This window comes from Citrobacter sp. Ca225 (genome assembly GCF_030337175.1).
Lineage (GTDB): Bacteria > Pseudomonadota > Gammaproteobacteria > Enterobacterales > Enterobacteriaceae > Citrobacter_A > Citrobacter_A amalonaticus.
In genome coordinates this window covers 62,808-85,377 of sequence record NZ_JAOWCD010000057.1, presented here as the reverse complement: position 1 = coordinate 85,377, position 22,570 = coordinate 62,808, and the positions used below count along the sequence as shown (strand labels likewise).

Genomic DNA, 22,570 nt, shown 5'->3' with positions numbered 1-22,570 from the left:
GTACAGTCATTTTTAACGATGCTGCAGCACGGTCAGTTATGGCGGTGTGTTCCGGAAGACGAAGCGGGCAAAGGCCCGCTTTTCTTATATCGAAAGGTTTGTTTTCACCAGAGAGAAGAGATCGTCGGTAGTGGTTTCGGCCAGCTTTTCCCGTATGTCCTCGCTAACCCGTTTCAGGTTGAGCGTAAAATCAATTTTCTTTGCCTTCCCGTCTTTAAAGAACTCCGTCCGGTTTTGCATGATCTGCTCAATTACATACATGCCGTAGATCCTGCCCGTGCCTTCAATCAGGGGCCACGGGCGCCCGGAAAAGGCCATAGTTTCCAGCATGACAAGCGACACATCACCGCCGCTTATTTCGGGGTACAGCGTGCCGCTGAGTACGAAAGGTTCTTCATCTGCGCCGATGAACTGATAGCGCGGGGATTTTCCCACGCGATCGTTTTTGACGTGCCGCCAGGAATTGGTTTTATTCGCACTCTGGTAAGGCGTGGTTTGCAGTGAAAAGGGGAACATCCCCAGAATCATCATCATGATATTGCCCTTAGACGTGATCGATCAGTTGGGAACGCTTGCGCCGGTCAGCCTGCTGCTTCGCTAACGCAAGTTCTTCGCGCACGCGCCTGATAATGGTTTCTTCATCCAGTTTCTGGCCGCTAAAGTCGAAGCTAAGGTTATATACATCGCCACCCGGTGCAGGCATCAGCGCAGCGACGGAAGCCGCAGACGGCGACGCCGAAACGGGCACCCGTGCGGCGGGCTTCTCAACCTGCCACGGCGTAACGGAGGCGATCAGCGATCCGGCCTGCTGCGTCACCCAATCGGTAAGGGATGGTAGCTGGCGCTGCGCCTGCTTAAGCGGTTCCGAATATCCGCCCCGGATCGGGATATAGGGCTGCTTATTCTTGAAGACGATTTCGCCGGGGCCGTCTTTTGCCGCCATTTTTCCCGTGTTGTCTGCGATTTTATCCAGACTCTTGCTCATCTTCGGCGTTAAGTTTGGCGCTCCCATAAGGTCTGGGATGCCAACTGGCTTCGGCGTTATTGGTGGTTTTGGCGGTTTAGGTTGGTTTGGTTTATCCGGCGACCAGTGCCAATCCTTTTTAACCATTTTCTTTTGCTGCGGATCCCACTCCCAGACAACCGGATCTTTTTTAAGGCTTTCTGCTTTGGCGTTTGCTGCATCAAGTCCAGCAGGAATTAGATCAAGTTTCTCCAGTACCCAGCCGACACCCTCCATCAGTTTTTGTAGCGGCCAAAGCAAACCGCTTATTGCAGTACCCAGAACCCTCCCAAATGTTTCGCCAACAGTAGTGCAAGTTTCTAGCGCATCGCTGGAAAATTTGATCGGTTCAAGCAATTTTGTAAACCAATCCCAAACGCCGCTAATAGCGGAGCCTATCGCGTCAAAGATTGGGGCTAATGGAGCGAAAACAGCGTTGAAAGCATCAAATACAGGTTGTAAGCCCGTCATGATGCCGTTAAAGAAACCAGTGAAAAATGCCTGTATTGGTTCCCAGAATTTAATGACGGCCACTGCTGCCGCAGCAAAGAGAGCAATCAGCCCCCAGACGGGCGCAGAAATGCCAGCCAGTAGCGTGATAAGCGGGCCGAATACCATGCGACCGGCGCTTAACAATGCCTGCATAGGCGAGCCAGCAAGCCACTGGAACGCACCACCCAGGCGCATTACTCCACCAGTCAGCCGCGCTATTCCTCCTTCACCGGCCAACGTGGTGAAGCTGAGGCGAACAAGTGCCATCGGGCCGAGCACTGCGCCGATGGACAGCATCAGGCCACCCACGACAACCAGCAACGCGCCTATGGCTGCGGTGACTTTCATGATTGAGCCAACCAGAGCAGGGTTAGCCTCAACCCAGCGGCGGACGCTGCCAACCACCTTACTGACGGTAAGCATGATATCCATCAGCGGTTCGCGGAGCGTTTCCCCTGCTGAACTGAATGCGTTAACCGCGCCGGTTTTGGTCAGTTGCCACTGAGCAGAAAGGGAAGCTTTATTGATATCAGATTCCCGATTCATGGATCCTTTAGCGGCTGCGCCCTGCGTCAGTTCTATCTGGCGGCGTAGTTCGGGCAGGTTGTTGGCAAGTTTCTGCGCATCATCGCCGAACTCTTTGCCGAAAATCTGGGTAAGGTTGGCTACCTGCTGATCCGGGGCCAGTTTTTTGGACGCTTCCAGCACTGAAATGATTGTGCCCATCGCGTCCACTGACATGCTCTTCTGGACTTTTTCGGCACTGAGGCCGAGGGCGTCCAGACCCTGCATAAAGTTTTTGCCCTGAACCGTAGCGATTGAGAGTTCGCGCACCATTGCATTGGTGGCGCTGGCGGCAACTTCGGCAGGGGTGCCAAGCGTCAGAAAGGTGGAACCCAGCGCGGCGGCTTGCTTGTAATCCAGTTGGCTGGCGAGCCCGCCAACACGCTGGAGTACGTCGATAATATCGGAGCCTTTCGACTTCGCGTTATCGTCCAGGTAGTTTATGGCGTCGCCTAACTGTTCAATATTCTGGGTGGGGATTTTATACAGCCCGGCAATTTTACCCAGGCTTTCAGAAAGCTGATCGGCGGGCAGTTCAAAGGCTACCGAAGCCTTTGCCGCCATGCTGGCAAAAGCCAGTAGATCGGCTTTTTGCTTTTGCCACGGATCATCGCTGTTTGCGACGCCCATACGCGCGCCGCCTTCGACCAGTGCGGCATAGTCAACAGCACCGTTAGCCATTGGCAGCTTTTCGCTGGCATCCATGATCGCCCGCTGCATTTCTTCATACTGCGGGGTGCGGTTGCCGCTGTCGTCACGTAAGCCGTTTACCTGTTTGGCTACGCCCTTCATGGCGTCTTCAAGGCTGCTGTAGGATTTCACCGCAGCGGCGACAGGCGCGAGGGTTGCCGCGCCCACGGCGGCAGTTTTCATCCCCCCGCTCATCATCTTTTCGCCGGTTTCTTTGGCACGGCTGTAACGGGCCTGCGCCTGGTTAACAGCGTCAAGCCGTCGCTGCTGTTCGGCAAGCTGGCGGTTATATTGCGCGGTGCGCTGGTTGATCTGTTCCGTCGCCCGGCTGGCGCTGCTGATCGCAATGCCTTCGCTGTAGAAGCTGGCACGCAACTGGTTAAGCTGCGTCTGCTCACCTTTCTGCTGCTGGGTTAACTGGCGAATGGCTGCACGTTGCTGATTGAGGGCGGCAACTTGTTCGGCGCTGCGCTGGCGTAACGGGCCATAAGCCGCCGCCATTTGCCGGGCCTGTTCTTTCGCCTGGGCCAGTTGTTCGGTGGTTTTTTTATTGGCTGCTGTGAGGCGGTCAAAGCTGGTTGCCTGACGCTCAAGCCCTTTAATGCTGGTTTTGGTCTGGTTGATCTGAGACGCCAACGCGGCGGCACTCTGGCGCGCCGCGTTGACAGGGCGGGACATATTATTCAGGGCGCTGAATGCCACCCTGATATTCAAATTGCGGTCTGCCATTTAGTGATCTCCACCACTGCGCGCAGCCGCCTGATCACGCCATAACAGTATTTCCTGTACCGTCATGGCGTCCATCTCTACCGGCCGCCAGTGGAATATGACGGCGATATCTGCCATCAGGTCTTCTATGCGTTCGCAGGGGCATCGGATGATTCGTTGCCCGTATCCGTCGCGGTCAGATCCGAAGAGGGTTGCAAAAAATCAACCACCGCGTTGGCTAACTGGCAAAAATCCCAGGTATCCATTCGGGCAATCTCATTGGCGGTTAATGCCGGAGCGGTAACGCGGGGCAGCAGAATAACCAGCGCGTCATAGTTGGACGTCAGAACGTCATAGGCTTTTAAGCCGCGCAGTGATCCAGCCTGTTTAAGCACGGAAGTGATCGCCACTTCGGTGATTTTGGTCTTACCGCGCGTAATAGGGGCGGTAAGAATAACGGTGTTTTCTTTGGTCTTGCTCATGGTGCCGGGTTTCCTTATAAGCCGATGTTAGCGCGGTGTTTTTCCAGCACATCCACACCGGCAACTTTGTAGATCATGTTGAGCACATCAATTTCGATAATTTCTTCGCTATTGATGGTCAGCTTGTAATAGGTGTTTTTCAGGGTGTACTTATGCGAAGTATCATCCCCAACTTTTGCCGAACCGGGATCCAGTTCAGTGAAGCGGCCACGGGTCTGGATTTCGCACGGCACGGCGTCGCCGGTTGCATCGTCCTGGTAAGAGCCAGCAAAGCGCACCTGCATTCCGTCCGCAGTGGTAACGCCCCATTTTTTCATTAGCCCGGCATCCATGCCGCCCAGCGTAATATCCATATCCAGGGCGCCAGCGTCGAAGCCCAGATCCACCGCAACCGAACCCGGCATACCGCCCGCCTGGTAGTCTTCGGTTTTTTTGGTGAGTTTGGCGGGGGTAATTTCCGGCACCATGCCGAAGTAGTTATCCCCGTCAAAGAACATATTGAAATATTTGAGTTTCTTAGGCAGTGCCATGAGCGCCCCCGGTTAGTTGTTCACTGCGCTGGAAAACGTAGCGAAGTAGGTATCAGTAAATGTCTGGATCAGGCTGAGATTTTCCAGCGGCGGAACCGGCGTATAGTCGTAATTAATGGTCAGTTGACCATTGCGCAGGTTTTCCGTGGTGTTCGGTTCAGGGTCGTACCAGCAGCGGGCGCCCAGCAGCTTGCCTTCCGTCACATAAGCGGTCAGCTTCTTGTTGATGCCGTCCACGATGTCCTTAACCAGCGACGGGGTAAGCGGTTTATCAACATAGTAGAAGTGGGCTTCGGCGACGGTATCCGCAACGATCTGCGCGGTTCGGGTATAACTTTCGAAGATATACGTTTCCTTGTCGCAGGTACGCGATCCCCAGATGCGGTAGCCGTCCTGCTTGATCAGCGTGGTAACGCCTGCCGCATTCAGTTCGTCGGCGTCGGTATCGGTGCCCTGCAACGTGAAATAAATATCCCGATCCATCCCCAGCACGTTATTAACGGGCACGTTGGAAATGGTTTTATGCCAGCCCTGCGTTGCGTCGATTTTGGCGCGCATCCCAACCGCATGGGCCCCAACGGGCACGGTGGCATTCGCCCCGGCGTTGGTGTCGTAGCAGATGAAATTAGGCCAGATAACCATCATTTCACGCTGTGCAAACTGTTCGCGGTAGGCTTTCGCTTCGGCAATCGTATTGCAGCCGTTCGCGGCTACGTAAGCAAATGCGCGCAGCTTTTCGGCAATGACGCCGAGTTGTGCGGCTACCGCTTCCGTATCAAGCCCGGGAACAGCCAGCACACGCGGGCGCACGCCTACGCGCATTTCGGCAGACAGCAGCGCGTACATGCCGGTAAAGCGTCCGTTTGCATCGGTGCCGCCAATAACCAGTTGATCCTGTGTCGGCGCAGTGCCGCCTTCTGGCGGAACAATTTTTGACGCATCGGCAACGCGGATCACAATGGTTTGCGGGCTGGTCTGGTCTGAAATAGCTTTCAGGGTGGTAAACAGGGTGCCGGTTTTACCTGCCTTGCCCAGCATGTTAGCCACGCGGGTGATCAGTACAGGGGTATCCAGCGGGAACGCTGTTTCGTCCGCATCATCAGCGGTGCAGACAACGCCGATCACCGCCGAATCAATGTCGGTGATCATCGTGCTAAGGTCGGTGGTTTCCGTGACGGTTACACCGTGATGGTAGTTAGTGGCCATGTATTTGCCTCGCCAGTTTAATGACTGCGAATATCATTGCGGCAATGGCAGGCCGATGCGATGAATAAGGGTTGTCAGCAACCTGCAACAATGACGGGGCGTTGTTCATGCGCGCGCGCGTGGCGACGATGTACCCCATCATGATGAAGGGGTTGATATGGACACGACAGAAAACCGATATTCGCCGCGCCCGGCGTTCAGTATAGAAATTGAAGGTAATCAGCTTACGGCGCTGGATAACCGGCTGATCTCTCTTTCCCTGACAGATAACCGGGGCTTTGAAGCTGACACGCTGGATCTGACTCTGGATGATGCAGATGGGCAGGTAGCATTACCACCACGCGGCGCAAAGATATCGGTGGCGCTGGGCTGGGATAATGATCCATTGGTTTTTAAGGGCGTCTATACGGTTGACGAGATTGGGCACGCTGGCCCGCCTGACCAGTTAACGATCAGTGCCAGAAGCGCAGATTTCCGCGATACCTTCAACGTGAAGAGGGAATATAGCTGGCACGATATTACCGTGGGGGATGTGGTCGCCAGCATTGCCAGCCGCTACGATCTGCGTGCGGGTGTCAGCGAAGAACTGGCGAAGATTGAGATAGACCACGCCGATCAGACGAGTGAATCAGATATCAGTTTCTTAACGCGCATGGCCGAAATGCTGGGCGCGGTGGCAACCATTAAAAACGGTATGCTTCTGTTTATCACGCCGGGCAAGGGAGTGACGCAGAGCGGCAAGCCGCTGCCGGTGATCGAGATAGTCCGGTCAAGCGGTGATAAACATAGCTTTAACGTAGCTGACCGCGACGCGTACACGGGCGTAACTGCATACTGGCTTGATCTCAACTTTGGCAAGAAACCATCCACTACCGTGAAGAAAACAGCCCGCAGGCGACGAACCAGCCAGGCCAAAAAGAAAGAGCCTGCATCCAGCAAAAAAGAGGGTGATTATCTGGCCGGGGCCGAAGGTAACGTTTTTGTTATACGTAAAACCTTCAAGACGGAAAAGGCGGCGAAGCGTGCCGCTGCGGCTAAGTGGCGGGAGTTACAGCGCGGGGCGGCAACGTTCAGCATCACCCTGGCGCGTGGCCGCGCAGATTTGTACCCGGAACAGCCCGCCAGCGTCTACGGTTTTAAGTCCACGATCGACAGTGGAAACTGGACGATAACGCGGTGCGTTCACGATATTGGCGGGGGAGGATTTACCACGTCACTGGAACTGGAAGTAAAAATCGACGACTGGACAGCGGAGAGTGACGATTCAACGTCTTAAGCGTTATACTTGCGTTGATATTAACCAGTCCTGAAAGGAGGCCCGCGTATGGCAATGCGCTGTCCTCGCTGCCGTGCAATAGCAAAAACCAGAACCAGCGTTGAGCTGAGTTTGCTTGTACGGCGCAGCTATCACCAGTGTCAAAATATGTTGTGCGGGTACTGTTTCACCAGCATGACGGAAATAGACGGTTCACTAAACCAGACCCAGCCAGCGCCCGGCGCGATGGTGCCACAAGAAGCTTTTCCACGAAGTCACCACGGCGAAGATCAGCTATCGCTGGCATTATAAAAGCGGCCCCTAAATGGGGCCGTTATTTATTTCATGTTTATGGCTACAAACCTTGAGCGTGTAAGGTTTTCACTTAAATATTGATCGCCACTATCCCCGGCCTTCTTGCCCCAGATATCACACGAAGATTCGCCACCTTGAAAAACGTAGCCTTTGGTTAAAATGTCGTTAGTCACATAAATATGATCGAATAAACTAGCCTTCCATGCCCTGTTAGATTCCCCATGATTGAAGTAGCTGAGACATACGGACTGGATGGCGCTTGTCGCCTGTAATTCTTCTATGCTGTCAAAATTGAATGCGACCACTAAAGCTTTGTTGTAAATGACGGGCTTAACTGTGAGGTTCAACTTACCGAGCGCCTTAGATAAAGCTGGGGGAAGTTGATTGGCCGCTTCTGAAAAGTCGATAGTGGTTGTTAATTGTTCTTTGGGTTTAGCCGCGGGTTGTGTTTGATCTGCGGTTGTCACTGCTGGCTGAGGCTTGTTATCAGCAACAGCTTTCGGCGCGACTGGTGCAACCATTGAACCTATGATTGCTGCCAAGAGGCACACCCCGAAGTAGATAGCAGATGAGCGCTTTCGATTTGGCATAAAAACCCATTTGGGATTGATTAGCCCAACCCAAAAAGCGATCCCAGCAACAGCAGCGATAACGGTGATGATTGTTTCCATTGAGTACCCTCCGTATTAAGGCGGGTATTATTGTCGATGGTGCTCAAAAACGGAACAGCCAAGCGCGGTGCGCCTGGCTGCTTCTTTGTCGAAGTGTAGTCAAAATGTAGACGAAGATTAGAATAAATCCTTTTATTCCATTGTGTTACTGACCGGATTTCTTCACCATCCCTGTCTTCCCCCACATGATGTGGGGGTTTTTTTTGCCTGCAAATTGTCATCGTCATAATCACTGATTGTCTTACACCATCCGTTATACTACCGGCATGAAATGGCAGGAGTGTTTATGAATCAATCCTATGGGCGGTTAGTCAGTCGGGCGGCCATTGCCGCGACAGTGATGGCATCGCTGTTACTTTTGATCAAAATTTTTGCGTGGTGGTACACCGGGTCGGTGAGTATTCTGGCGGCCCTGGTCGACTCGCTGGTGGATATTGCCGCGTCGCTCACTAACCTGTTAGTGGTGCGCTATTCGCTGCAGCCCGCGGATGATGAACATACCTTTGGTCATGGCAAAGCGGAATCACTGGCTGCGCTGGCGCAAAGCATGTTTATTTCCGGTTCGGCGTTGTTTTTATTTTTAACGGGTATCCAGCATCTGATTACCCCCACGCCGATGAACGAACCCGGCGTGGGGGTTGTGGTTACCATTATCGCCCTGATATGTACTGTGGTGCTGGTCTCGTTTCAGCGCTGGGTGGTGAAGCGGACGCAAAGCCAGGCAGTAAGGGCGGATATGCTTCATTATCAGTCTGATGTTATGATGAACGGTGCGATTCTCGTGGCGCTCGGTCTGGCCTGGTACGGCTGGCATCGTGCAGACGCGTTGTTTGCTTTGGGGATTGGCATCTATATTTTATATAGCGCGTTACGCATGGGTTATGATGCCGTGCAGTCGTTACTGGATCGCGCATTACCCGATGAAGAACGTCAGGAAATTTTTGACATCGTGACATCATGGCCTGGCGTCAGTGGTGCTCACGATCTCCGTACGCGGCAGTCAGGGCCGACCCGCTTTATTCAGATTCATTTGGAAATGGAAGATAATCTGCCGCTCGTTCAGGCGCATGTTGTGGCTGAACAGGTAGAGCAGGCGATTTTACGGCGTTTTCCGGGCTCCGATGTCATTATCCATCAGGACCCGTGTTCCGTCGTTCCCAGGGAAGGCAAAAGGTTTGAGCTTTCGTAAGTGAGCGTAAAAAAGAGAGCCAGGCCCGCATTTTGTGTATAAATTACCGCCATTTGGCCTGACCTGAATCAATTCAGCAGGACGTGATTGTTATACTATTTGCATATTCGTTGGATCGTCTCGCTATGCAGGATCGACTTCCGGCAACAGACTTCATTTTGCATTCCAAAGTTCAGAGGTAGTCATGATTAAGAAAATCGGTGTGTTGACAAGCGGCGGTGATGCGCCGGGCATGAACGCAGCAATCCGTGGTGTGGTGCGCGCAGCACTGACGGAAGGACTGGAAGTCATGGGGATTTATGATGGCTACCTGGGTCTGTACGAAGACCGCATGGTGCAGCTTGACCGTTATAGCGTGTCCGACATGATTAACCGCGGTGGTACCTTCCTGGGTTCCGCTCGTTTCCCGGAGTTCCGTGACGAAAATGTCCGCGCCGTGGCTATCGAAAACCTGAAAAAACGTGGAATCGACGCGCTGGTGGTGATCGGCGGTGACGGTTCTTACATGGGTGCGAAACGCCTGACTGAAATGGGCTTCCCGTGCATCGGCTTGCCTGGCACTATCGATAACGATATCAAAGGCACTGACTACACCATCGGTTACTTTACGGCGCTGGGCACCGTGGTTGAAGCGATTGACCGTCTGCGCGACACCTCGTCTTCTCACCAGCGTATCTCTATCGTTGAAGTGATGGGGCGTTACTGTGGCGACCTGACGCTGGCGGCAGCGATTGCCGGTGGCTGTGAGTTCGTTGTGGTACCGGAAGTGGAATTCAGCCGTGACGATCTGGTTGCTGAAATCAAAGCGGGTATTGCGAAGGGTAAGAAACACGCTATCGTGGCAATCACTGAGCACATGTGCGATGTCGACGAACTGGCGCATTACATTGAGAAAGAGACGGGCCGTGAAACCCGCTCGACCGTACTGGGTCACATCCAGCGCGGCGGTTCTCCAGTGCCTTATGACCGCATCCTGGCTTCCCGTATGGGTTCTTACGCCATTGAACTGCTGCTGGAAGGTCACGGTGGTCGTTGCGTCGGTATTCAGAACGAAAAACTGGTTCACCATGACATCATCGATGCTATCGAAAACATGAAGCGTCCGTTCAAAGGTGACTGGCTGGATTGCGCGAAGAAACTGTACTGATTCTTCTCTGCGCCTGATGGCGCTACGCTTACCCGGCCTACAGATCGCAAGACTTGTAGGCCGGATAAGGCGTCAGCCGCCATCCGGCATACGCCCTCCATATATTCCCTCTCGTTATAGCCAATCTTTTTTTATTCTTTAATGTTTGGATACCTTTCTGGCACGCTTTGCTCATCACAACACAACATAAGAGAGTTGGGCGATGAACAAATGGGGCGTAGGGTTAACTTTGCTGCTGGCATCCAGCGGCGTTCTGGCAAAGGATATTCAATTACTGAACGTGTCTTACGATCCAACGCGTGAGCTGTACGAGCAGTACAACAAAGCGTTTAGCGCACACTGGAAGCAAGAAACGGGCGATAACGTGGTGATTCGTCAGTCACACGGCGGGTCAGGCAAACAGGCGACCTCGGTGATTAACGGCATTGAGGCGGATGTGGTGACACTGGCGCTGGCCTATGATGTGGATGCGATTGCCGAGCGTGGTCGTATTGATAAAAACTGGATCAAACGCCTGCCGGACAACTCTGCGCCTTACACCTCCACCATTGTGTTCCTGGTGCGTAAAGGCAACCCGAAGCAAATTCATGACTGGAACGATCTGGTTAAGCCTGGCGTTTCGGTGATCACGCCTAACCCGAAAAGCTCCGGCGGCGCACGCTGGAACTATCTGGCTGCCTGGGGTTATGCGCTGCATCACAATAACAACGATCAGGCAAAAGCGCAGGACTTTGTGAAGGCGCTGTTTAAGAATGTCGAAGTGCTGGACTCTGGCGCACGCGGTGCGACCAATACCTTTGTCGAACGCGGCATCGGCGACGTGCTGATCGCCTGGGAGAACGAAGCGCTGCTGGCGACCAATGAGCTGGGCAAAGATAAATTTGAAATCGTGACGCCGAGCGAATCCATTCTGGCTGAACCGACAGTCTCCGTTGTGGATAAAGTGACCGAGAAGAAAGGCACTCAGGCCGTGGCGGAAGCCTATCTAAAGTATCTCTACTCACCGGAAGGTCAGGAGATTGCGGCGAAAAACTACTACCGTCCGCGTGATGCAGAGGTGGCGAAGAAATACGAAAATACGTTTCCGAAGCTGAAACTCTTTACCATTGATGAAACGTTCGGCGGCTGGACGAAAGCGCAGAAAGAACACTTCTCGAATGGCGGAACGTTCGATCAAATCAGCAAGCGTTAAGAGCTGGCAGGAGAAGAAGCCCGGGGTATTTACCGCCGGGCTTTTTTATTTGTCATCATTTTGCGTTACTCTTGCAGGCCGTTGAGATACAGGGAACGCGTTATGAAAAAAACAGGCTATGGACTACTGGCCGTTGTCGTTATTGCCGCTGCGGCAGGTTTTGGCTACTGGAAGCTGGCCGGAAACCCGGATGCGTTGCGTAAGATTGTGCTTGAGCAATGCCTGCCCAACCAGTTGCAGCATCAAAACCCTGCGCCATGTGTCGAAGTGAAGCCCGATGCCGGATATGTGGTCTTTAAAGATCGCAATGGTCCGCTGCAATATCTGCTGATGCCGACTTATCGCATTAATGGCACCGAGAGTCCGTTGCTGGTGGAACAATACACGCCGAATTTCTTCTGGCTGGCCTGGCAGGCGCGCGATTTCATGAGCCAAAAGTATGGCAAGGATATTCCGGACAGCGTCGTGTCGCTGGCAATCAATTCGCGCAGCGGACGGACGCAAAACCATTTCCACATCCATATTTCCTGCCTTCGTCCTGATGTCAGAGCGCAACTGGACGCTAACCAGACCAAAATCAGCACCCGCTGGTTACCGCTGCCGGGCGGACTGCGCGGGCATGAGTATCTCGCCCGTCGCGTGACAGAAAGCGAACTGGCGCAGCGCAGTCCGTTTATGATGCTGGCCGAAGAGGTGCCGGAAGCGCGTGAGCGAATGGGCAGCTACGCGCTGGCGCTGGCGCGTCAAAGTGATGACGCTTTTGTTCTGTTGGCCACGCAGCGCAACATGCTGGCGTTTAACCGGGCGTCGGCAGAAGAAATTCAGGATCACGACTGTAAGCTCCTGACTCAGCCCTGATCGCCACGCCGACGGTTGTCGGCGTTTTTTTGCTCAATCTCCCACTTCAGGCCAGCGAAGATGTATCGTTGGTTAAAATAATGTGAATTCGATCAAAAGATATAAAGGTATACCTTTATATCTTTTGTGGTTCCATTACACTCCCTTATAACGCCTGATCCTGGTTTTCTGGGTCATGCGTTAATCATAAAAGCTTTTATTTCACGTAGTTACGTCATCCTTTTTTCGACATTCTTGCGCTGAACGGCGCAAAAGGAATACCGATATGAAATTGTCTATCGTGGAAAAAATAGGTTTCGGCGCCGGGGATATGGCGATCAACGTAGTGATTATTGCCATGCAGCTACTGCTGGCATATTTCTACACGGATATTTACGGTTTACGGGCAGCGGATGTGGGTGTGCTGCTGGTGGTGGTGCGGATGATCGATGCCATTATCGATCCGGCAATGGGAATGCTGACCGACAAAGTGTCGACCCGCTGGGGACGCTATCGTCCATGGTTGTTATGGTTTGCCATTCCATTTGGCTTTGCCGTCTATCTGATGTTTATCACGCCGGATATGGCGTATATGGCGAAGCTGGCATGGGCCTATTTCACTTACATTCTGATGACGCTGGTTTATACGGCGATCACCATCCCTTATATCTCTCTGATTGGCGTTATCACGGACGATCCGGGCGAGCGTCTGAGCGCCAACGGGTATCGTTTTGTGATGACCAAAATCGCCGCGTTTCTGGTGACGATTGTGGTTCCCATGCTGGCGGTCTGGCTGGGACAGGGCAATAAAGCGCTGGGTTATCAGCTCTCTATGGGCCTGATGGGGGCGATGGGCGCCGTGCTGTTTATCTTCTGCTTTATGACCACCCGCGAACGCAGCGAGCCTGAATTGCCGTCACTGTCCGTCAAACAGCAGTTCGCGAATTTACTGCGTAACGACCAGTGGCTGATTCTGGGCGTGGTGATTATGTTGCTGATGTGCGGCTACGTGATCCGCGGTTCGGTCGCGGCCTATTACGCCAAATATTATCTGAATGGCGGTGACAGCCTGATTTCACCGTTCCTGACCGTCGGCGTGGTGGCGTCTATTCTGGCGATGATTGCGACCACGTGGGTGACTAAGTTCTGGGACAAAATAAAAATGTTCCGCTACACCCAACTGATGACCTTCGCGCTGAGTATCGGCATGTATCTTTGCGTCGGGCAGCAGAACCTGATCCTCGCCTTTGTCTTTTACTTTCTCATCAACTTCTTCTGCGACATGCAAATGCCGGTGTTCTGGTCTTCCATCGCGGAGGCCGTCGATTACGGCGAGAAGAAAACCGGGCTGCGCGTTTCCGGACTGGCTTTCGGCGGCATTCTGTTCTTTCAGAAATTCGGGATGGGGATTGCCGGCGGCGTCCTTGGCTTCCTGCTGAGCCACTTCGGCTACCAGGCGGATGTCCAGCAGAGTGCAAGCTCGCTGACCGGGATTGCGCTGATGATGACGCTCATCCCTGCCGTCTTCCATCTGGTGGTTGGCGTGGTGATGAAAAAGTATCTGATCAACAACGATTATTACCGCGATATCCAGAGTGAACTGGCGCAGCGTCAGGCGTGAGGAGGAGCAGATGAGTCATCTCAAAAAAGTCTGGGTGATTGGCGACGCGTCCGTGGATCTGGTGCCGGAAGGCGCGGACACCTACCTGAAATGTCCGGGGGGTGCATCGGCTAACGTCGCCGTTTGCATCGCGCGACTGGGTGGCGACTGTGAATTTATCGGCTGTCTTGGGGAGGATGACGCCGGACGTTTTCTCCGCCAGACGCTGGCAGAAAACGGGGTAGGTGTGGGGTCATTGCGCCTCGACCCACAGCAAACCAGCGCGGTACTGATCGTCAATCTGACGCCAGAAGGCGAGCGCAGTTTTACCTATCTGGTACATCCCGGCGCGGACACTTTTGTCTCGGTGCAGGATTTACCGACTTTCAGCGCCAACGAGTGGTTTTACTTCAGCTCGATTGGCCTGACAGACAGTCCGGCGCGTGAGGCGTGTCTGGAAGGCGCCAGACGCATGAAGACGGCGGGAGGGCACGTCATGTTCGACGTTAACCTGCGCGTCAGCATGTGGCGGGATACCCAGGAAATCGTCCCCTTACTCGCACAATCTATTGCGCTGGCCTCCATCTGCAAGGTCTCTGCGGATGAGCTGTGTTGGCTGGGTAAGGTCGAACGCTGGCAGGACGCACGCTATCTGATGCGTGAACTTGGCTGTGAAACCACCGTTATCTCATTGGGCGATGCAGGGGCGTACCTGGTGACGCCAGAGGGCGAATGCGCGTTCCCGGCCGCGAAAATTTCCGTGGTGGACACCACCGGAGCGGGCGATGCCTTTGTCGGCGGGCTGCTTTATACCCTTTCACAGGCCGCTTCCTGGGACAGTCACTTGCTTGCGCAGGCGATCGGTACAGCCAATGCCTGCGGCGCGATGGTGGTCACGGCAAAAGGGGCGATGACCGCGCTGCCTTATCCTGAACAGCTCGCGGCTTTTCGCGCCAGTCATCCACTGGAAAAAATATGCTAAACCGTTAAGGAGTCATTCATGCACGTTGAAATTAACAAAATACTGGGCTGCCTGATTGGTGCCGCTGCGGCGGACGCGATGGGCGCAGCGACCGAAGTGCGTACTCAGCAACAAATTCGCGAATACTTTGGTGGCTGGGTGACCGGTTTTGAGAAACCGCCCGCCGATACGTTTGGTCGCTGTAACGAAGCCGGAATGTGTACCGATGACTTTATTCAGGCGAAGTACATCATGGACGCCCTGCTACAGCACCATCGTCAGGTGAGCGATGAAGCAATGCGTGAAGCCTTCCAGCGCTGGCTGGCCTATCCGTACTACGCCAATTTTACCGGGCCAACCACCCGAGCCGCGATGAAAGCCATATTTAACGATAATCGCGTGTCCCTGCAGGGGGAACTGGAAGGTGAGAAACAGTCGGTACAGATTATCAATAAGGGGAATGCGGAAGCCACCAACGGCGCGGCAATGAAGATTTGGCCTGCCGCCGTACTGCATCCTGGCGACATAGAAAAAGCGATTCAGACTGCGCTGGAAATCTGCCGCTTTACCCATAATAACGTACTGGCGATGTCTGGCGCAGCGGCGATGGCGGCAGCAACCAGCGAGGCGTTACAGTCCGTGGCGAGTGCGGAAAGCATCATTGCGGCCGGGATTTACGGCGCTGACAGGGGTTATGCGCTGGCGGCAGAACAGGGCGCGATGATGGTTGCCGGGCCGTCGGTGGCGCGTCGTATTGAACTGGCGGTAGCGATCGGTAAGCGGCACGCCCATTGGGAGACGGCGATTGTTGAGATTGCCGATATCATCGGGTCCGGGTTGCACGTCAGCGAGGCGGTTCCGGCCGCGTTTGGTCTGTTCGCGTGTTGTCCGGATTCGGCCGTTGATGCTATTATTTCCGCCGTTAATATCGGCAATGACACCGATACCGTCGCCACCATGGTTGGGGCACTCTCCGGCGCCTGGCACGGTGCTGATGCTTTTCCTGCCGACTATTTAACTACCGTTAATCGTATGAATCATTTCGATTTGGCTGAACTCGCCAGACAGATTAAAGGGTAGTGCGCTGCCCTGCGGGGGCGGCGACAACCGTCCCCGACTGGCAGACTTTCGAGGTAAATGGCTTGCAGGTTGATAAAACGAGTTTCACTCCGCTGTATAAGCAGTTGTTTTATATCATCTGCCAGCAGATCCAGAACGGGACCCTGCCGCTGGGGAGTCAGTTGCCAACGCAAAAAGCGATCGCCCAAACCTATAATGTGTCGCTGATCGTCGTGAAGCAGGCGTGGAGTGAGTTGATCAACGCCGGTGTGATCACCTCTCAGCGCGGAAGTGGTTCCGTGGTGAGCGCGGTGCCGGAAGGCGTCAGCTATGGTCATACCTTTCGCGGGATCACCAGCGACCTGCGTGATGCCAGCGTGGCGGTTGAGAACCGCATTCTGGAAATCGCCACACGCCGGGCGCGCGACGCGCAGGAAGATGGTTTAAGCCTGCCGGCCCATCATCACTATCTCTATATTTCTCGGGTGCGATATCTGAACGATCGCCCGTTTAACCACGAGAAAATTTATCTCGATCTCTCCTTCTTTCCGGGATTAACCCTGACAGCGGATGAACTGGCCCATACCTCGCTTTATCACCTGTTGAATGTGAAAAGCGACTCAGCGATCGAAAAGGTCGATGCCATTCTGCCCAGTCCTGATTTATGCGAGAAGCTGCAGATTGCTGAGAACAAACCACTCCTTTCCGTGGCGCGCCAGACGTTTATGGCGGGGGAAGCGCATCCCTTTGAGTATTGCCGCTACTATGTGCTGTCTGACTACTTCGGCGAAATCCATTATCACTGACCCTCTGCTTTTTTAGGGGGAGACGCGCGTTTACAGAAGGGGGATGCCCCCGTATTCTTGTTGAAAAAAACAACAGGAGACAGGCATGTCGCTCTGGTTTTCACACCCTCTGTTTCTGCCCTCGTTGGTGGTGATTGTCACCATCCTGCTCTGGGCAACCTCGCTATTACCGGAATTTATCACTGCGCTGCTGTTCTTCACGGTGGCGATGGTGGCGAAAATCGCCCCACCGGACGTCATCTTTGGCGGCTTTGCCTCCTCGGCGTTCTGGCTGGTATTCAGCGGCTTTGTGCTGGGCGTGGCGATCCGCAAAACCGGACTGGCGGACAGGGCGGCAAGAGCGTTGTCATCACGGCTGACGGAATCCTGGCCGCTGATGGTCTCAAGCGTGGTGCTGCTGAGCTATGCACTGGCGTTTGTAATGCCCTCCAATATGGGACGTATCGCGCTGCTGATGCCCGTTGTTGCAGCGATGGCGAAGCGTGCCGGGATCCTTGATGGCACCCGTGCGTGGTATGGCCTGGCGCTTGCTGTGGGTTTTGGCACTTTTCAGCTTTCCGCCACCATTTTGCCTGCTAACGTGCCGAATCTCGTAATGAGCGGGGCGGCGGAAGGATCGTACGGTATCCATCTGAACTATCTGCCTTATCTGCTGCTGCATACGCCGGTATTAGGCTGGCTGAAAGGCGGACTGTTGATTGCGCTGATCTGCTGGCTATTTCCCGGAAAACCCCATGCGCCACGTGAATTCTCACCACCGGAGCCAATGAGCCGCGACGAAAAGCGACTGGCCTGGATGCTGGCAGTCGTGCTGGTGATGTGGGTCAGCGAAAGCTGGCATGGCATTGGCCCGGCGTGGACCGGGCTGGCGGCAGCGGTCATCACCCTGTTACCGCGTGTCGGGTTCATCAATGGAGAGGAGTTTTCCACGGGGGTTAACATCCGTACCTGCATTTATGTTGCCGGTATTCTTGGACTGGCGAGCGTTGTGACGCAAACCGGTATTGGCGATGCGGTCGGTGAAGCGTTGCTGCACGTGATGCCGCTGGATCCGGAGAAACCGTTCACCAGTTTTCTCGCCCTGACCGGCATCACCACTGCGCTTAACTTCATTATGACCGCCAACGGCGTTCCGGCGCTGTATACCACTCTGGCGCAGAGCTTTTCTGAGGCAACGCAATTCCCGCTGCTGTCGGTGATTATGATTCAGGTGCTGGGCTATTCAACGCCGCTACTGCCGTATCAGGCATCACCTATTGTGGTGGCGATGGCGTTAGGCAGGGTGCCAGCGAGAGCCGGGCTGCTCCTGTGTCTGGTGCTGGCGCTGACGACGTATCTGATCCTGCTGCCACTGGACTATGCATGGTTTAATCTATTAGGAAAATTGTAGTGTTAATTGCCTGATTATTTTAGTTTTGTGAGAGGGTGGTGAGTTTTACCTGCACGAATGACGGTTAATACTGAAACGCATACTTATGCGCAGGATACTCAAGGATTGAACCATGGATAGATTGACCCCCATTCGCGGTTGGCCCGCCATCATCTCGATGGTTATCACACTGACCATCTGGTTTATCATCCCTTGTCCTGCGGACGTGACGCCACAGGCATGGCATCTGCTGGCGCTGTTTATCGGTACGATTGCGGCCATTATCGGCAAAGCGATGCCCATCGGGGCGATTGCTGTTGTGGCGATCATGCTGGTGGCGATGACCGGTGTGACGAATCCCGGTAAGCCTGCGGCAGCGCTTAACGATGCGCTGAGTGGCTTTTCCAACCAACTGATTTGGCTGATCGGTTTATCGATCATGCTGTCGCAAAGCTTGCTGAAAACAGGACTTGGGGCGCGTATCGGCTACGGATTTATTGCGTTGTTTGGTAAGCGAACCTTAGGTATCGCGTGGGCATTAACCCTCGCGGAAACGCTGATTGCCCCCGTCACCCCAAGTAACACGGCACGCGGCGGCGGCATTATTCACCCGGTGATGCGCGCCATTGCCGACAGCCTTGGATCGCAGCCCGGCAATAGCGAAAATGGCTCAACGGGGCGCTATCTGGCGCTGGTGAATTACAACATTAACCCGATCAGTTCAGCGATGTTCATCACCGCAACCGCCCCTAACCCCCTCATTGTCACCTTTTTGTCCCAGGGAACGGATGGGGTACTGAATATGACCTGGGGGATGTGGGCCATTGCGGCGCTTCTTCCGGCGGTCGTTTCGCTGATTGTGATGCCCATCGTTATCTGGTGGCTCTATCCACCCGCCATTACCCGCACACCCAATGCGCCGCAGTTCGCCCGGCAAAAGCTGGATCTTCTCGGCCCACTGTCGCTGGCGGAAAAAATCACGCTGGCGGTGTTCATTTTGCTGCTCTGCCTGTGGGCTGGCGTTCCCGCGATGATCATGGGCAGCGGCTGGACCGTTAACCCCACCAGTGCGGCGCTGATCGGTTTATCGATTCTGTTGCTGACGGGGGTATTACACTGGGAGGACATCCTTAAGTGCCGCGGTGCCTGGGATACCATTGTCTGGTTTGCCGCGCTGGTGATGATGGCGGATTTCCTCAGCAAACTGGGACTGGTCGGCTGGCTTGCGACCAGTGTGGGGACGGCAATCAATCACCTTGGCGTCCACTGGAGTATTGCGACACTGCTGTTGATCCTGCTTTACGTCTACTCTCATTACTTTTTCGCCAGCACCACGGCGCATATCACGGCCATGTTCTCCGCCTTCTTCATCGCGGGGTTAGGTCTGGGCGCGCCACCGGCCCTGCTGGGGCTGATGCTCGGTTTCTCTTCTTCGCTGATGATGTCGCTCACCCACTACGGTACGGGCACTGCGCCGATTATTTTTGGCTCTGGCTATGCCACTCTGGCGGAATGGTGGAAGACGGGGCTGGTGATGAGTGTGGTAAACCTGACTATCTGGGCGGTGACAGGGGCTTTCTGGTGGCACTGGCTGGGATACTGGTAATACGGGGATAAGTCGGGGGAGAGGTCCCCCCGACTACACAACTTAAGCTTGTTTTGCTGCTTCAGCTGCTTTTACGATCACGGCGAAAGCGTCAGCTTTCAGAGAAGCACCGCCAACCAGCGCGCCGTCGATATCCGGCTGAGTGAACAGTTCTGCCGCGTTAGCTGCGTTTACGGAACCGCCGTACTGGATGATGACCTGCTCAGCAATTTTCGCGTCCGCTTTGGCAATATGATCACGGATAAATTTGTGAACAGCCTGTGCCTGCGCTGGCGTTGCGGATTTGCCGGTGCCGATTGCCCAAACCGGTTCGTAAGCGATAACTACGCCTTCGAATGCCGCAGCACCCTGTGTTTTCAGAACGGCGTCGATCTGACGTGCGCACACTTCTTCTGTTTTGCCCGCTTCGTTTTCAGCTTCGGTTTCACCGATGCACAGAACGGGAGTCAGACCCTGCTCTTTCAGCACAGCGAATTTTTTCGCGATCAGTTCGTCAGACTCTTTGTGGTAAGTACGACGCTCAGAGTGGCCGATGATGATGTACTGTGCGCCGATGTCTTTCAGCATTTCAGCACTTGTTTCACCGGTAAATGCGCCGGACAGGTTCAGGTCAACGTTCTGTGCGCCCAGGAGGATGTGGCTACCGGCCGCAGCATGTTTTGCCAGATCGATATACATTTCTGGCGGTGCGATCGCTACCGCACAGCCAGCGACGCCAGCCAGCTCTTTACGCAGGTTAGCAATCAGTTCGTTTACCATGTGGCGGCTGCCGTTCAGTTTCCAGTTACCCATCACTAAAGGATGTCGCATTTCTATTCTCCACGCTTTGTCAGCGAATTAAGGAAGATGGCCGCCCCGCAGGGCAGCATGGTCTGTGAAACAGTATAGAGATCACTCCCCGGAAAGGCTTTGCTTTTTATCATCAATTGGGCCCGTCCAGATTTTCAGATAACGCCAGCTTAATCGGTTCAACCGCGAAGGTCAGCCCCTTTTCGCCGTTATCTGCGACAACATAGCGAATTGCGCCTTCGGTCTCCGCGTAATAGCGCTTATTTTTCCCCGACGTAAGCAGCTTTTGCAGCTTTTTCTGGCTCTGCTCTTTGGTCAATAAGGGGGCGACCGTGCGGATCACTGCCGCCATATATTCCTGCGCTTTGGCTTTCGCCGCTTTCTGTTCCGGCCCCTGAATCGGCAGCCAGGTTATCTGCATGCTCTTAATCTTCAGCGTTCCGCGCTCAAGAGCGGTCGAGGCGTACAGGTTTTCATTTATTTTGCTGGCCGCACGGGTGAGGTTGGCTTTGTCGCGACTACTGTCGATGGCGCGGAATTCATTTAAGGTAAGCTTCGGATTTTGCGTATTAAAGTTTTCGCGAAACTGGCTGATCGAAAGGTCAAACGTGGGGGCACCGGCGAGTAAATACGGTGCGGTGGAGGCCGCCAATGGCTCAGCCGCCAGCGCCGGAGGGCTGGAGAGCATCGCAGAAAACAATAATAAAAACAGTGAACATCCTGGCTTCATCAATCTTACCTTTCGTTATGACTGTCCACGATTAAAACGATAACCGTCTGGCTTGTCAAAAGGGTAAACTGTCGAAGATAGTCATTTTAAAGGAACAGACATGACCCTACAGCAGTGGTTATTCTCATTTAAAGGGCGTATTGGACGCCGTGATTTCTGGATCTGGATTGCGCTGTGGATTGTCAGCATGGTGGTTCTGTTTTCGCTCGAGAGTCAAAAATTACTTCCCGATCAGATTGCTCCCTTTGCCCTGGTGTGTCTGCTCTGGCCGACGGCAGCGGTTACGGTGAAACGTCTGCACGATCGTGGGCGTTCGGGGCTGTGGGCGTTATTGATTATTCTTGCCTGGATGCTGTTAGCCGGTAACTGGGCTATTCTGCCGGGGATGTGGCAATGGGTGGTCGGACGGTTTGCGCCGACGCTTATCCTCATCATGACTCTTATCGACCTGGGGGCGTTTGTTGGCACCCAGGGCGAAAATAAATACGGTAAAGACACGCAGGATGTCGCGTTTAAATCAGCGCCCTGAACCGTATTACCAGTAATGCTCGGCGGTCATATGGCCTGGCCGGCGACGAAGGTGTTTCGTCATCTGCCGGGTCTCTTTCAGCAACTGCTGTGTGTCGCGAACCATTTGCGGATTTCCACACAGCATCACATGGCTGGTCTCTTTATCCATCGGTAAGCCTACCGCTTTTTCCAGTTCGCCACTTTCAATCAATGCCGGAATGCGGCCGGTCAGTGAACCCGCGACGGTCTCCCGGCTCACCACCGTCTGGATCCGCAGTTTGCCTTCGTAGCGCTTTTGCAGCGACTGCATCAGCGGCAGGTAGCTTAAATCGGCGGCGTATCGTGCGGCGTGGACCAGTACCAGATTTTTGAAACGTTCGAGATCGTTACCCAGTTGCAGAATCGATAAATAGGGACCAATGGCGGTGCCCGTTGCCAGCATCCATAACGTGTCACAGTCCGGTACTTCGTCAAGCACAAAGAAACCGGCGGCTTCGCTCACTACCTGTACTTCGTCGCCGGGCTTGAGTGCCGCCAGACGTGGGCTTAGCTTACCGTCAGGCACGGTGACCAGGTAAAACTCCAGATCGGGATTGTCAGGGGCATTCACATACGAGTAGGCACGCTGGACGCGCTCGCCGTCAATCTCAAGACCGAGTTTGGTAAATTGACCTGCGGTGAAGGGATGAACGGGGGCGTGAACGGTCAGACTAAACAGAGCATCAGTCCAGTTCTGTACCTTTGTGACTATGCCTGTTACCCAATCTGCCATGGTTTTCTCCTGTACGGGTCTCGTTCCCTTATCTTCGTTCGTTGGCGGAAAGATTTCCAGCCCGGAGGGGCTGGAAGGCTCGAACGA

At 54.2% G+C, this 22,570-nt stretch carries 23 protein-coding genes; 13 read left to right on the top strand and 10 right to left on the bottom strand.

Annotation, left to right across the window (positions count from 1 at the left end; translation table 11 throughout):
• Positions 1 to 84: 84 nt before the first annotated feature.
• From OGW13_RS06100 to OGW13_RS06075, 6 genes are read right to left on the bottom strand one after another with little or no spacing between them, the layout of a single operon-like run.
• Positions 85 to 534 carry a phage tail protein gene (locus tag OGW13_RS06100; protein ID WP_087855241.1) on the bottom strand — a complete coding sequence of 150 codons (450 nt, stop codon included), beginning with the start codon at positions 532 to 534 and terminating at the stop codon, positions 85 to 87.
• Positions 535 to 544: 10 nt separating this feature from the next.
• A complete protein-coding gene (locus OGW13_RS06095; RefSeq protein WP_287115801.1) occupies positions 545 to 3,478 on the bottom strand; it encodes a phage tail tape measure protein in 2,934 nt (977 codons plus the stop codon).
• Positions 3,479 to 3,553, bottom strand: coding sequence for a GpE family phage tail protein (locus OGW13_RS06090; protein ID WP_322928566.1), 75 nt, complete (start codon positions 3,551 to 3,553; stop codon positions 3,479 to 3,481).
• Positions 3,554 to 3,603: 50 nt separating this feature from the next.
• Entirely contained in the window at positions 3,604 to 3,939 is a 336-nt protein-coding gene (locus OGW13_RS06085; protein ID WP_287115800.1) for a phage tail assembly protein, read from the bottom strand.
• Positions 3,940 to 3,953: 14 nt separating this feature from the next.
• Positions 3,954 to 4,469, bottom strand: a complete 516-nt coding sequence (locus tag OGW13_RS06080) for a phage major tail tube protein (protein WP_001207579.1) — start codon at positions 4,467 to 4,469, stop codon at positions 3,954 to 3,956.
• 12 nt (positions 4,470 to 4,481) lie between these two features.
• Positions 4,482 to 5,675, bottom strand: coding sequence for a phage tail sheath subtilisin-like domain-containing protein (locus OGW13_RS06075; protein WP_182945189.1), 1,194 nt, complete (start codon positions 5,673 to 5,675; stop codon positions 4,482 to 4,484).
• 157 nt (positions 5,676 to 5,832) lie between these two features.
• On the opposite strand from OGW13_RS06075, the gene OGW13_RS06070 reads away from it, so the two are divergent.
• Both OGW13_RS06070 and OGW13_RS06065 read left to right on the top strand, forming a co-directional pair.
• Positions 5,833 to 6,951 (top strand): phage late control D family protein, encoded by a 1,119-nt coding sequence (locus OGW13_RS06070; protein ID WP_287115799.1) that lies wholly within the window; start codon positions 5,833 to 5,835, stop codon positions 6,949 to 6,951.
• A 48-nt stretch (positions 6,952 to 6,999) separates the two neighbouring features.
• Positions 7,000 to 7,242, top strand: a complete 243-nt coding sequence (locus OGW13_RS06065; RefSeq protein WP_001251454.1) for an Ogr/Delta-like zinc finger protein — start codon at positions 7,000 to 7,002, stop codon at positions 7,240 to 7,242.
• Between the two features lie 26 nt (positions 7,243 to 7,268).
• Here the strand turns inward: OGW13_RS06065 and OGW13_RS06060 are convergent, their stop codons facing one another.
• Positions 7,269 to 7,916, bottom strand: a complete 648-nt coding sequence (locus OGW13_RS06060) for a hypothetical protein (RefSeq protein ID WP_059328368.1) — start codon at positions 7,914 to 7,916, stop codon at positions 7,269 to 7,271.
• 286 nt (positions 7,917 to 8,202) lie between these two features.
• Between OGW13_RS06060 and fieF the strand changes: the two genes are divergently transcribed.
• The 10 genes from fieF to OGW13_RS06010 all read left to right on the top strand — a co-directional run bounded on the left by fieF (position 8,203) and on the right by OGW13_RS06010 (position 19,682).
• Positions 8,203 to 9,105: a CDF family cation-efflux transporter FieF gene (gene fieF / locus OGW13_RS06055; protein WP_042998907.1), complete on the top strand. Its 903-nt coding sequence runs from the start codon at positions 8,203 to 8,205 to the stop codon at positions 9,103 to 9,105.
• A gap of 184 nt (positions 9,106 to 9,289) precedes the next feature.
• The gene (gene pfkA / locus OGW13_RS06050) at positions 9,290 to 10,252 is read left to right on the top strand and encodes a 6-phosphofructokinase (protein ID WP_042998908.1); all 963 of its coding nucleotides are present in this window, start codon (positions 9,290 to 9,292) and stop codon (positions 10,250 to 10,252) included.
• A gap of 202 nt (positions 10,253 to 10,454) precedes the next feature.
• A complete protein-coding gene (sbp, locus tag OGW13_RS06045) occupies positions 10,455 to 11,444 on the top strand; it encodes a sulfate/thiosulfate ABC transporter substrate-binding protein Sbp (protein ID WP_054176967.1) in 990 nt (329 codons plus the stop codon).
• Positions 11,445 to 11,546: 102 nt separating this feature from the next.
• Complete coding sequence (locus OGW13_RS06040; protein WP_042998910.1) at positions 11,547 to 12,302, top strand: CDP-diacylglycerol diphosphatase; 756 nt, start codon at positions 11,547 to 11,549, stop codon at positions 12,300 to 12,302.
• Positions 12,303 to 12,567: 265 nt separating this feature from the next.
• A complete protein-coding gene (locus tag OGW13_RS06035; RefSeq protein WP_042998911.1) occupies positions 12,568 to 13,902 on the top strand; it encodes an MFS transporter in 1,335 nt (444 codons plus the stop codon).
• Positions 13,903 to 13,912: 10 nt separating this feature from the next.
• Positions 13,913 to 14,863, top strand: coding sequence for a PfkB family carbohydrate kinase (locus OGW13_RS06030; RefSeq protein WP_046401643.1), 951 nt, complete (start codon positions 13,913 to 13,915; stop codon positions 14,861 to 14,863).
• Positions 14,864 to 14,881: 18 nt separating this feature from the next.
• Positions 14,882 to 15,922: an ADP-ribosylglycohydrolase family protein gene (locus OGW13_RS06025; protein WP_042998913.1), complete on the top strand. Its 1,041-nt coding sequence runs from the start codon at positions 14,882 to 14,884 to the stop codon at positions 15,920 to 15,922.
• 62 nt (positions 15,923 to 15,984) lie between these two features.
• Entirely contained in the window at positions 15,985 to 16,707 is a 723-nt protein-coding gene (locus OGW13_RS06020; protein WP_043001793.1) for a GntR family transcriptional regulator, read from the top strand.
• Positions 16,708 to 16,792: 85 nt separating this feature from the next.
• On the top strand, positions 16,793 to 18,097 hold the full coding sequence (locus OGW13_RS06015; protein ID WP_042998914.1) for an SLC13 family permease: 1,305 nt from the start codon (positions 16,793 to 16,795) through the stop codon (positions 18,095 to 18,097).
• 112 nt (positions 18,098 to 18,209) lie between these two features.
• Positions 18,210 to 19,682 carry a DASS family sodium-coupled anion symporter gene (locus OGW13_RS06010; protein WP_090050662.1) on the top strand — a complete coding sequence of 491 codons (1,473 nt, stop codon included), beginning with the start codon at positions 18,210 to 18,212 and terminating at the stop codon, positions 19,680 to 19,682.
• A 42-nt stretch (positions 19,683 to 19,724) separates the two neighbouring features.
• Here OGW13_RS06010 and tpiA read toward each other — a convergent pair whose 3' ends face one another.
• The gene (gene tpiA, locus OGW13_RS06005) at positions 19,725 to 20,492 is read right to left on the bottom strand and encodes a triose-phosphate isomerase (protein ID WP_042325562.1); all 768 of its coding nucleotides are present in this window, start codon (positions 20,490 to 20,492) and stop codon (positions 19,725 to 19,727) included.
• Between the two features lie 112 nt (positions 20,493 to 20,604).
• Positions 20,605 to 21,201 (bottom strand): YiiQ family protein, encoded by a 597-nt coding sequence (locus OGW13_RS06000; protein ID WP_287115798.1) that lies wholly within the window; start codon positions 21,199 to 21,201, stop codon positions 20,605 to 20,607.
• Positions 21,202 to 21,301: 100 nt separating this feature from the next.
• On the opposite strand from OGW13_RS06000, the gene OGW13_RS05995 reads away from it, so the two are divergent.
• On the top strand, positions 21,302 to 21,730 hold the full coding sequence (locus OGW13_RS05995) for a DUF805 domain-containing protein (protein WP_042998919.1): 429 nt from the start codon (positions 21,302 to 21,304) through the stop codon (positions 21,728 to 21,730).
• 6 nt (positions 21,731 to 21,736) lie between these two features.
• Here the strand turns inward: OGW13_RS05995 and fpr are convergent, their stop codons facing one another.
• The gene (gene fpr / locus OGW13_RS05990; protein WP_287115797.1) at positions 21,737 to 22,483 is read right to left on the bottom strand and encodes a ferredoxin--NADP(+) reductase; all 747 of its coding nucleotides are present in this window, start codon (positions 22,481 to 22,483) and stop codon (positions 21,737 to 21,739) included.
• Between the last annotated feature and the right edge of the window lie 87 nt (positions 22,484 to 22,570).

What these genes read in the sequence shown, in the direction of transcription:
- OGW13_RS06100 (WP_087855241.1), bottom strand. Translation starts at nt 534, where the DNA reads ATGATGATGATTCTGGGGATGTTCCCCTTTTCACTGCAAACCACGCCT.
- OGW13_RS06095 (WP_287115801.1), bottom strand. Translation starts at nt 3,478, where the DNA reads ATGGCAGACCGCAATTTGAATATCAGGGTGGCATTCAGCGCCCTGAAT.
- OGW13_RS06085 (WP_287115800.1), bottom strand. Translation starts at nt 3,939, where the DNA reads ATGAGCAAGACCAAAGAAAACACCGTTATTCTTACCGCCCCTATTACG.
- OGW13_RS06080 (WP_001207579.1), bottom strand. Translation starts at nt 4,469, where the DNA reads ATGGCACTGCCTAAGAAACTCAAATATTTCAATATGTTCTTTGACGGG.
- OGW13_RS06075 (WP_182945189.1), bottom strand. Translation starts at nt 5,675, where the DNA reads ATGGCCACTAACTACCATCACGGTGTAACCGTCACGGAAACCACCGAC.
- OGW13_RS06070 (WP_287115799.1), top strand. Translation starts at nt 5,833, where the DNA reads ATGGACACGACAGAAAACCGATATTCGCCGCGCCCGGCGTTCAGTATA.
- OGW13_RS06065 (WP_001251454.1), top strand. Translation starts at nt 7,000, where the DNA reads ATGGCAATGCGCTGTCCTCGCTGCCGTGCAATAGCAAAAACCAGAACC.
- OGW13_RS06060 (WP_059328368.1), bottom strand. Translation starts at nt 7,916, where the DNA reads ATGGAAACAATCATCACCGTTATCGCTGCTGTTGCTGGGATCGCTTTT.
- fieF (WP_042998907.1), top strand. Translation starts at nt 8,203, where the DNA reads ATGAATCAATCCTATGGGCGGTTAGTCAGTCGGGCGGCCATTGCCGCG.
- pfkA (WP_042998908.1), top strand. Translation starts at nt 9,290, where the DNA reads ATGATTAAGAAAATCGGTGTGTTGACAAGCGGCGGTGATGCGCCGGGC.
- sbp (WP_054176967.1), top strand. Translation starts at nt 10,455, where the DNA reads ATGAACAAATGGGGCGTAGGGTTAACTTTGCTGCTGGCATCCAGCGGC.
- OGW13_RS06040 (WP_042998910.1), top strand. Translation starts at nt 11,547, where the DNA reads ATGAAAAAAACAGGCTATGGACTACTGGCCGTTGTCGTTATTGCCGCT.
- OGW13_RS06035 (WP_042998911.1), top strand. Translation starts at nt 12,568, where the DNA reads ATGAAATTGTCTATCGTGGAAAAAATAGGTTTCGGCGCCGGGGATATG.
- OGW13_RS06030 (WP_046401643.1), top strand. Translation starts at nt 13,913, where the DNA reads ATGAGTCATCTCAAAAAAGTCTGGGTGATTGGCGACGCGTCCGTGGAT.
- OGW13_RS06025 (WP_042998913.1), top strand. Translation starts at nt 14,882, where the DNA reads ATGCACGTTGAAATTAACAAAATACTGGGCTGCCTGATTGGTGCCGCT.
- OGW13_RS06015 (WP_042998914.1), top strand. Translation starts at nt 16,793, where the DNA reads ATGTCGCTCTGGTTTTCACACCCTCTGTTTCTGCCCTCGTTGGTGGTG.
- OGW13_RS06010 (WP_090050662.1), top strand. Translation starts at nt 18,210, where the DNA reads ATGGATAGATTGACCCCCATTCGCGGTTGGCCCGCCATCATCTCGATG.
- tpiA (WP_042325562.1), bottom strand. Translation starts at nt 20,492, where the DNA reads ATGCGACATCCTTTAGTGATGGGTAACTGGAAACTGAACGGCAGCCGC.
- OGW13_RS06000 (WP_287115798.1), bottom strand. Translation starts at nt 21,201, where the DNA reads ATGAAGCCAGGATGTTCACTGTTTTTATTATTGTTTTCTGCGATGCTC.
- OGW13_RS05995 (WP_042998919.1), top strand. Translation starts at nt 21,302, where the DNA reads ATGACCCTACAGCAGTGGTTATTCTCATTTAAAGGGCGTATTGGACGC.
- fpr (WP_287115797.1), bottom strand. Translation starts at nt 22,483, where the DNA reads ATGGCAGATTGGGTAACAGGCATAGTCACAAAGGTACAGAACTGGACT.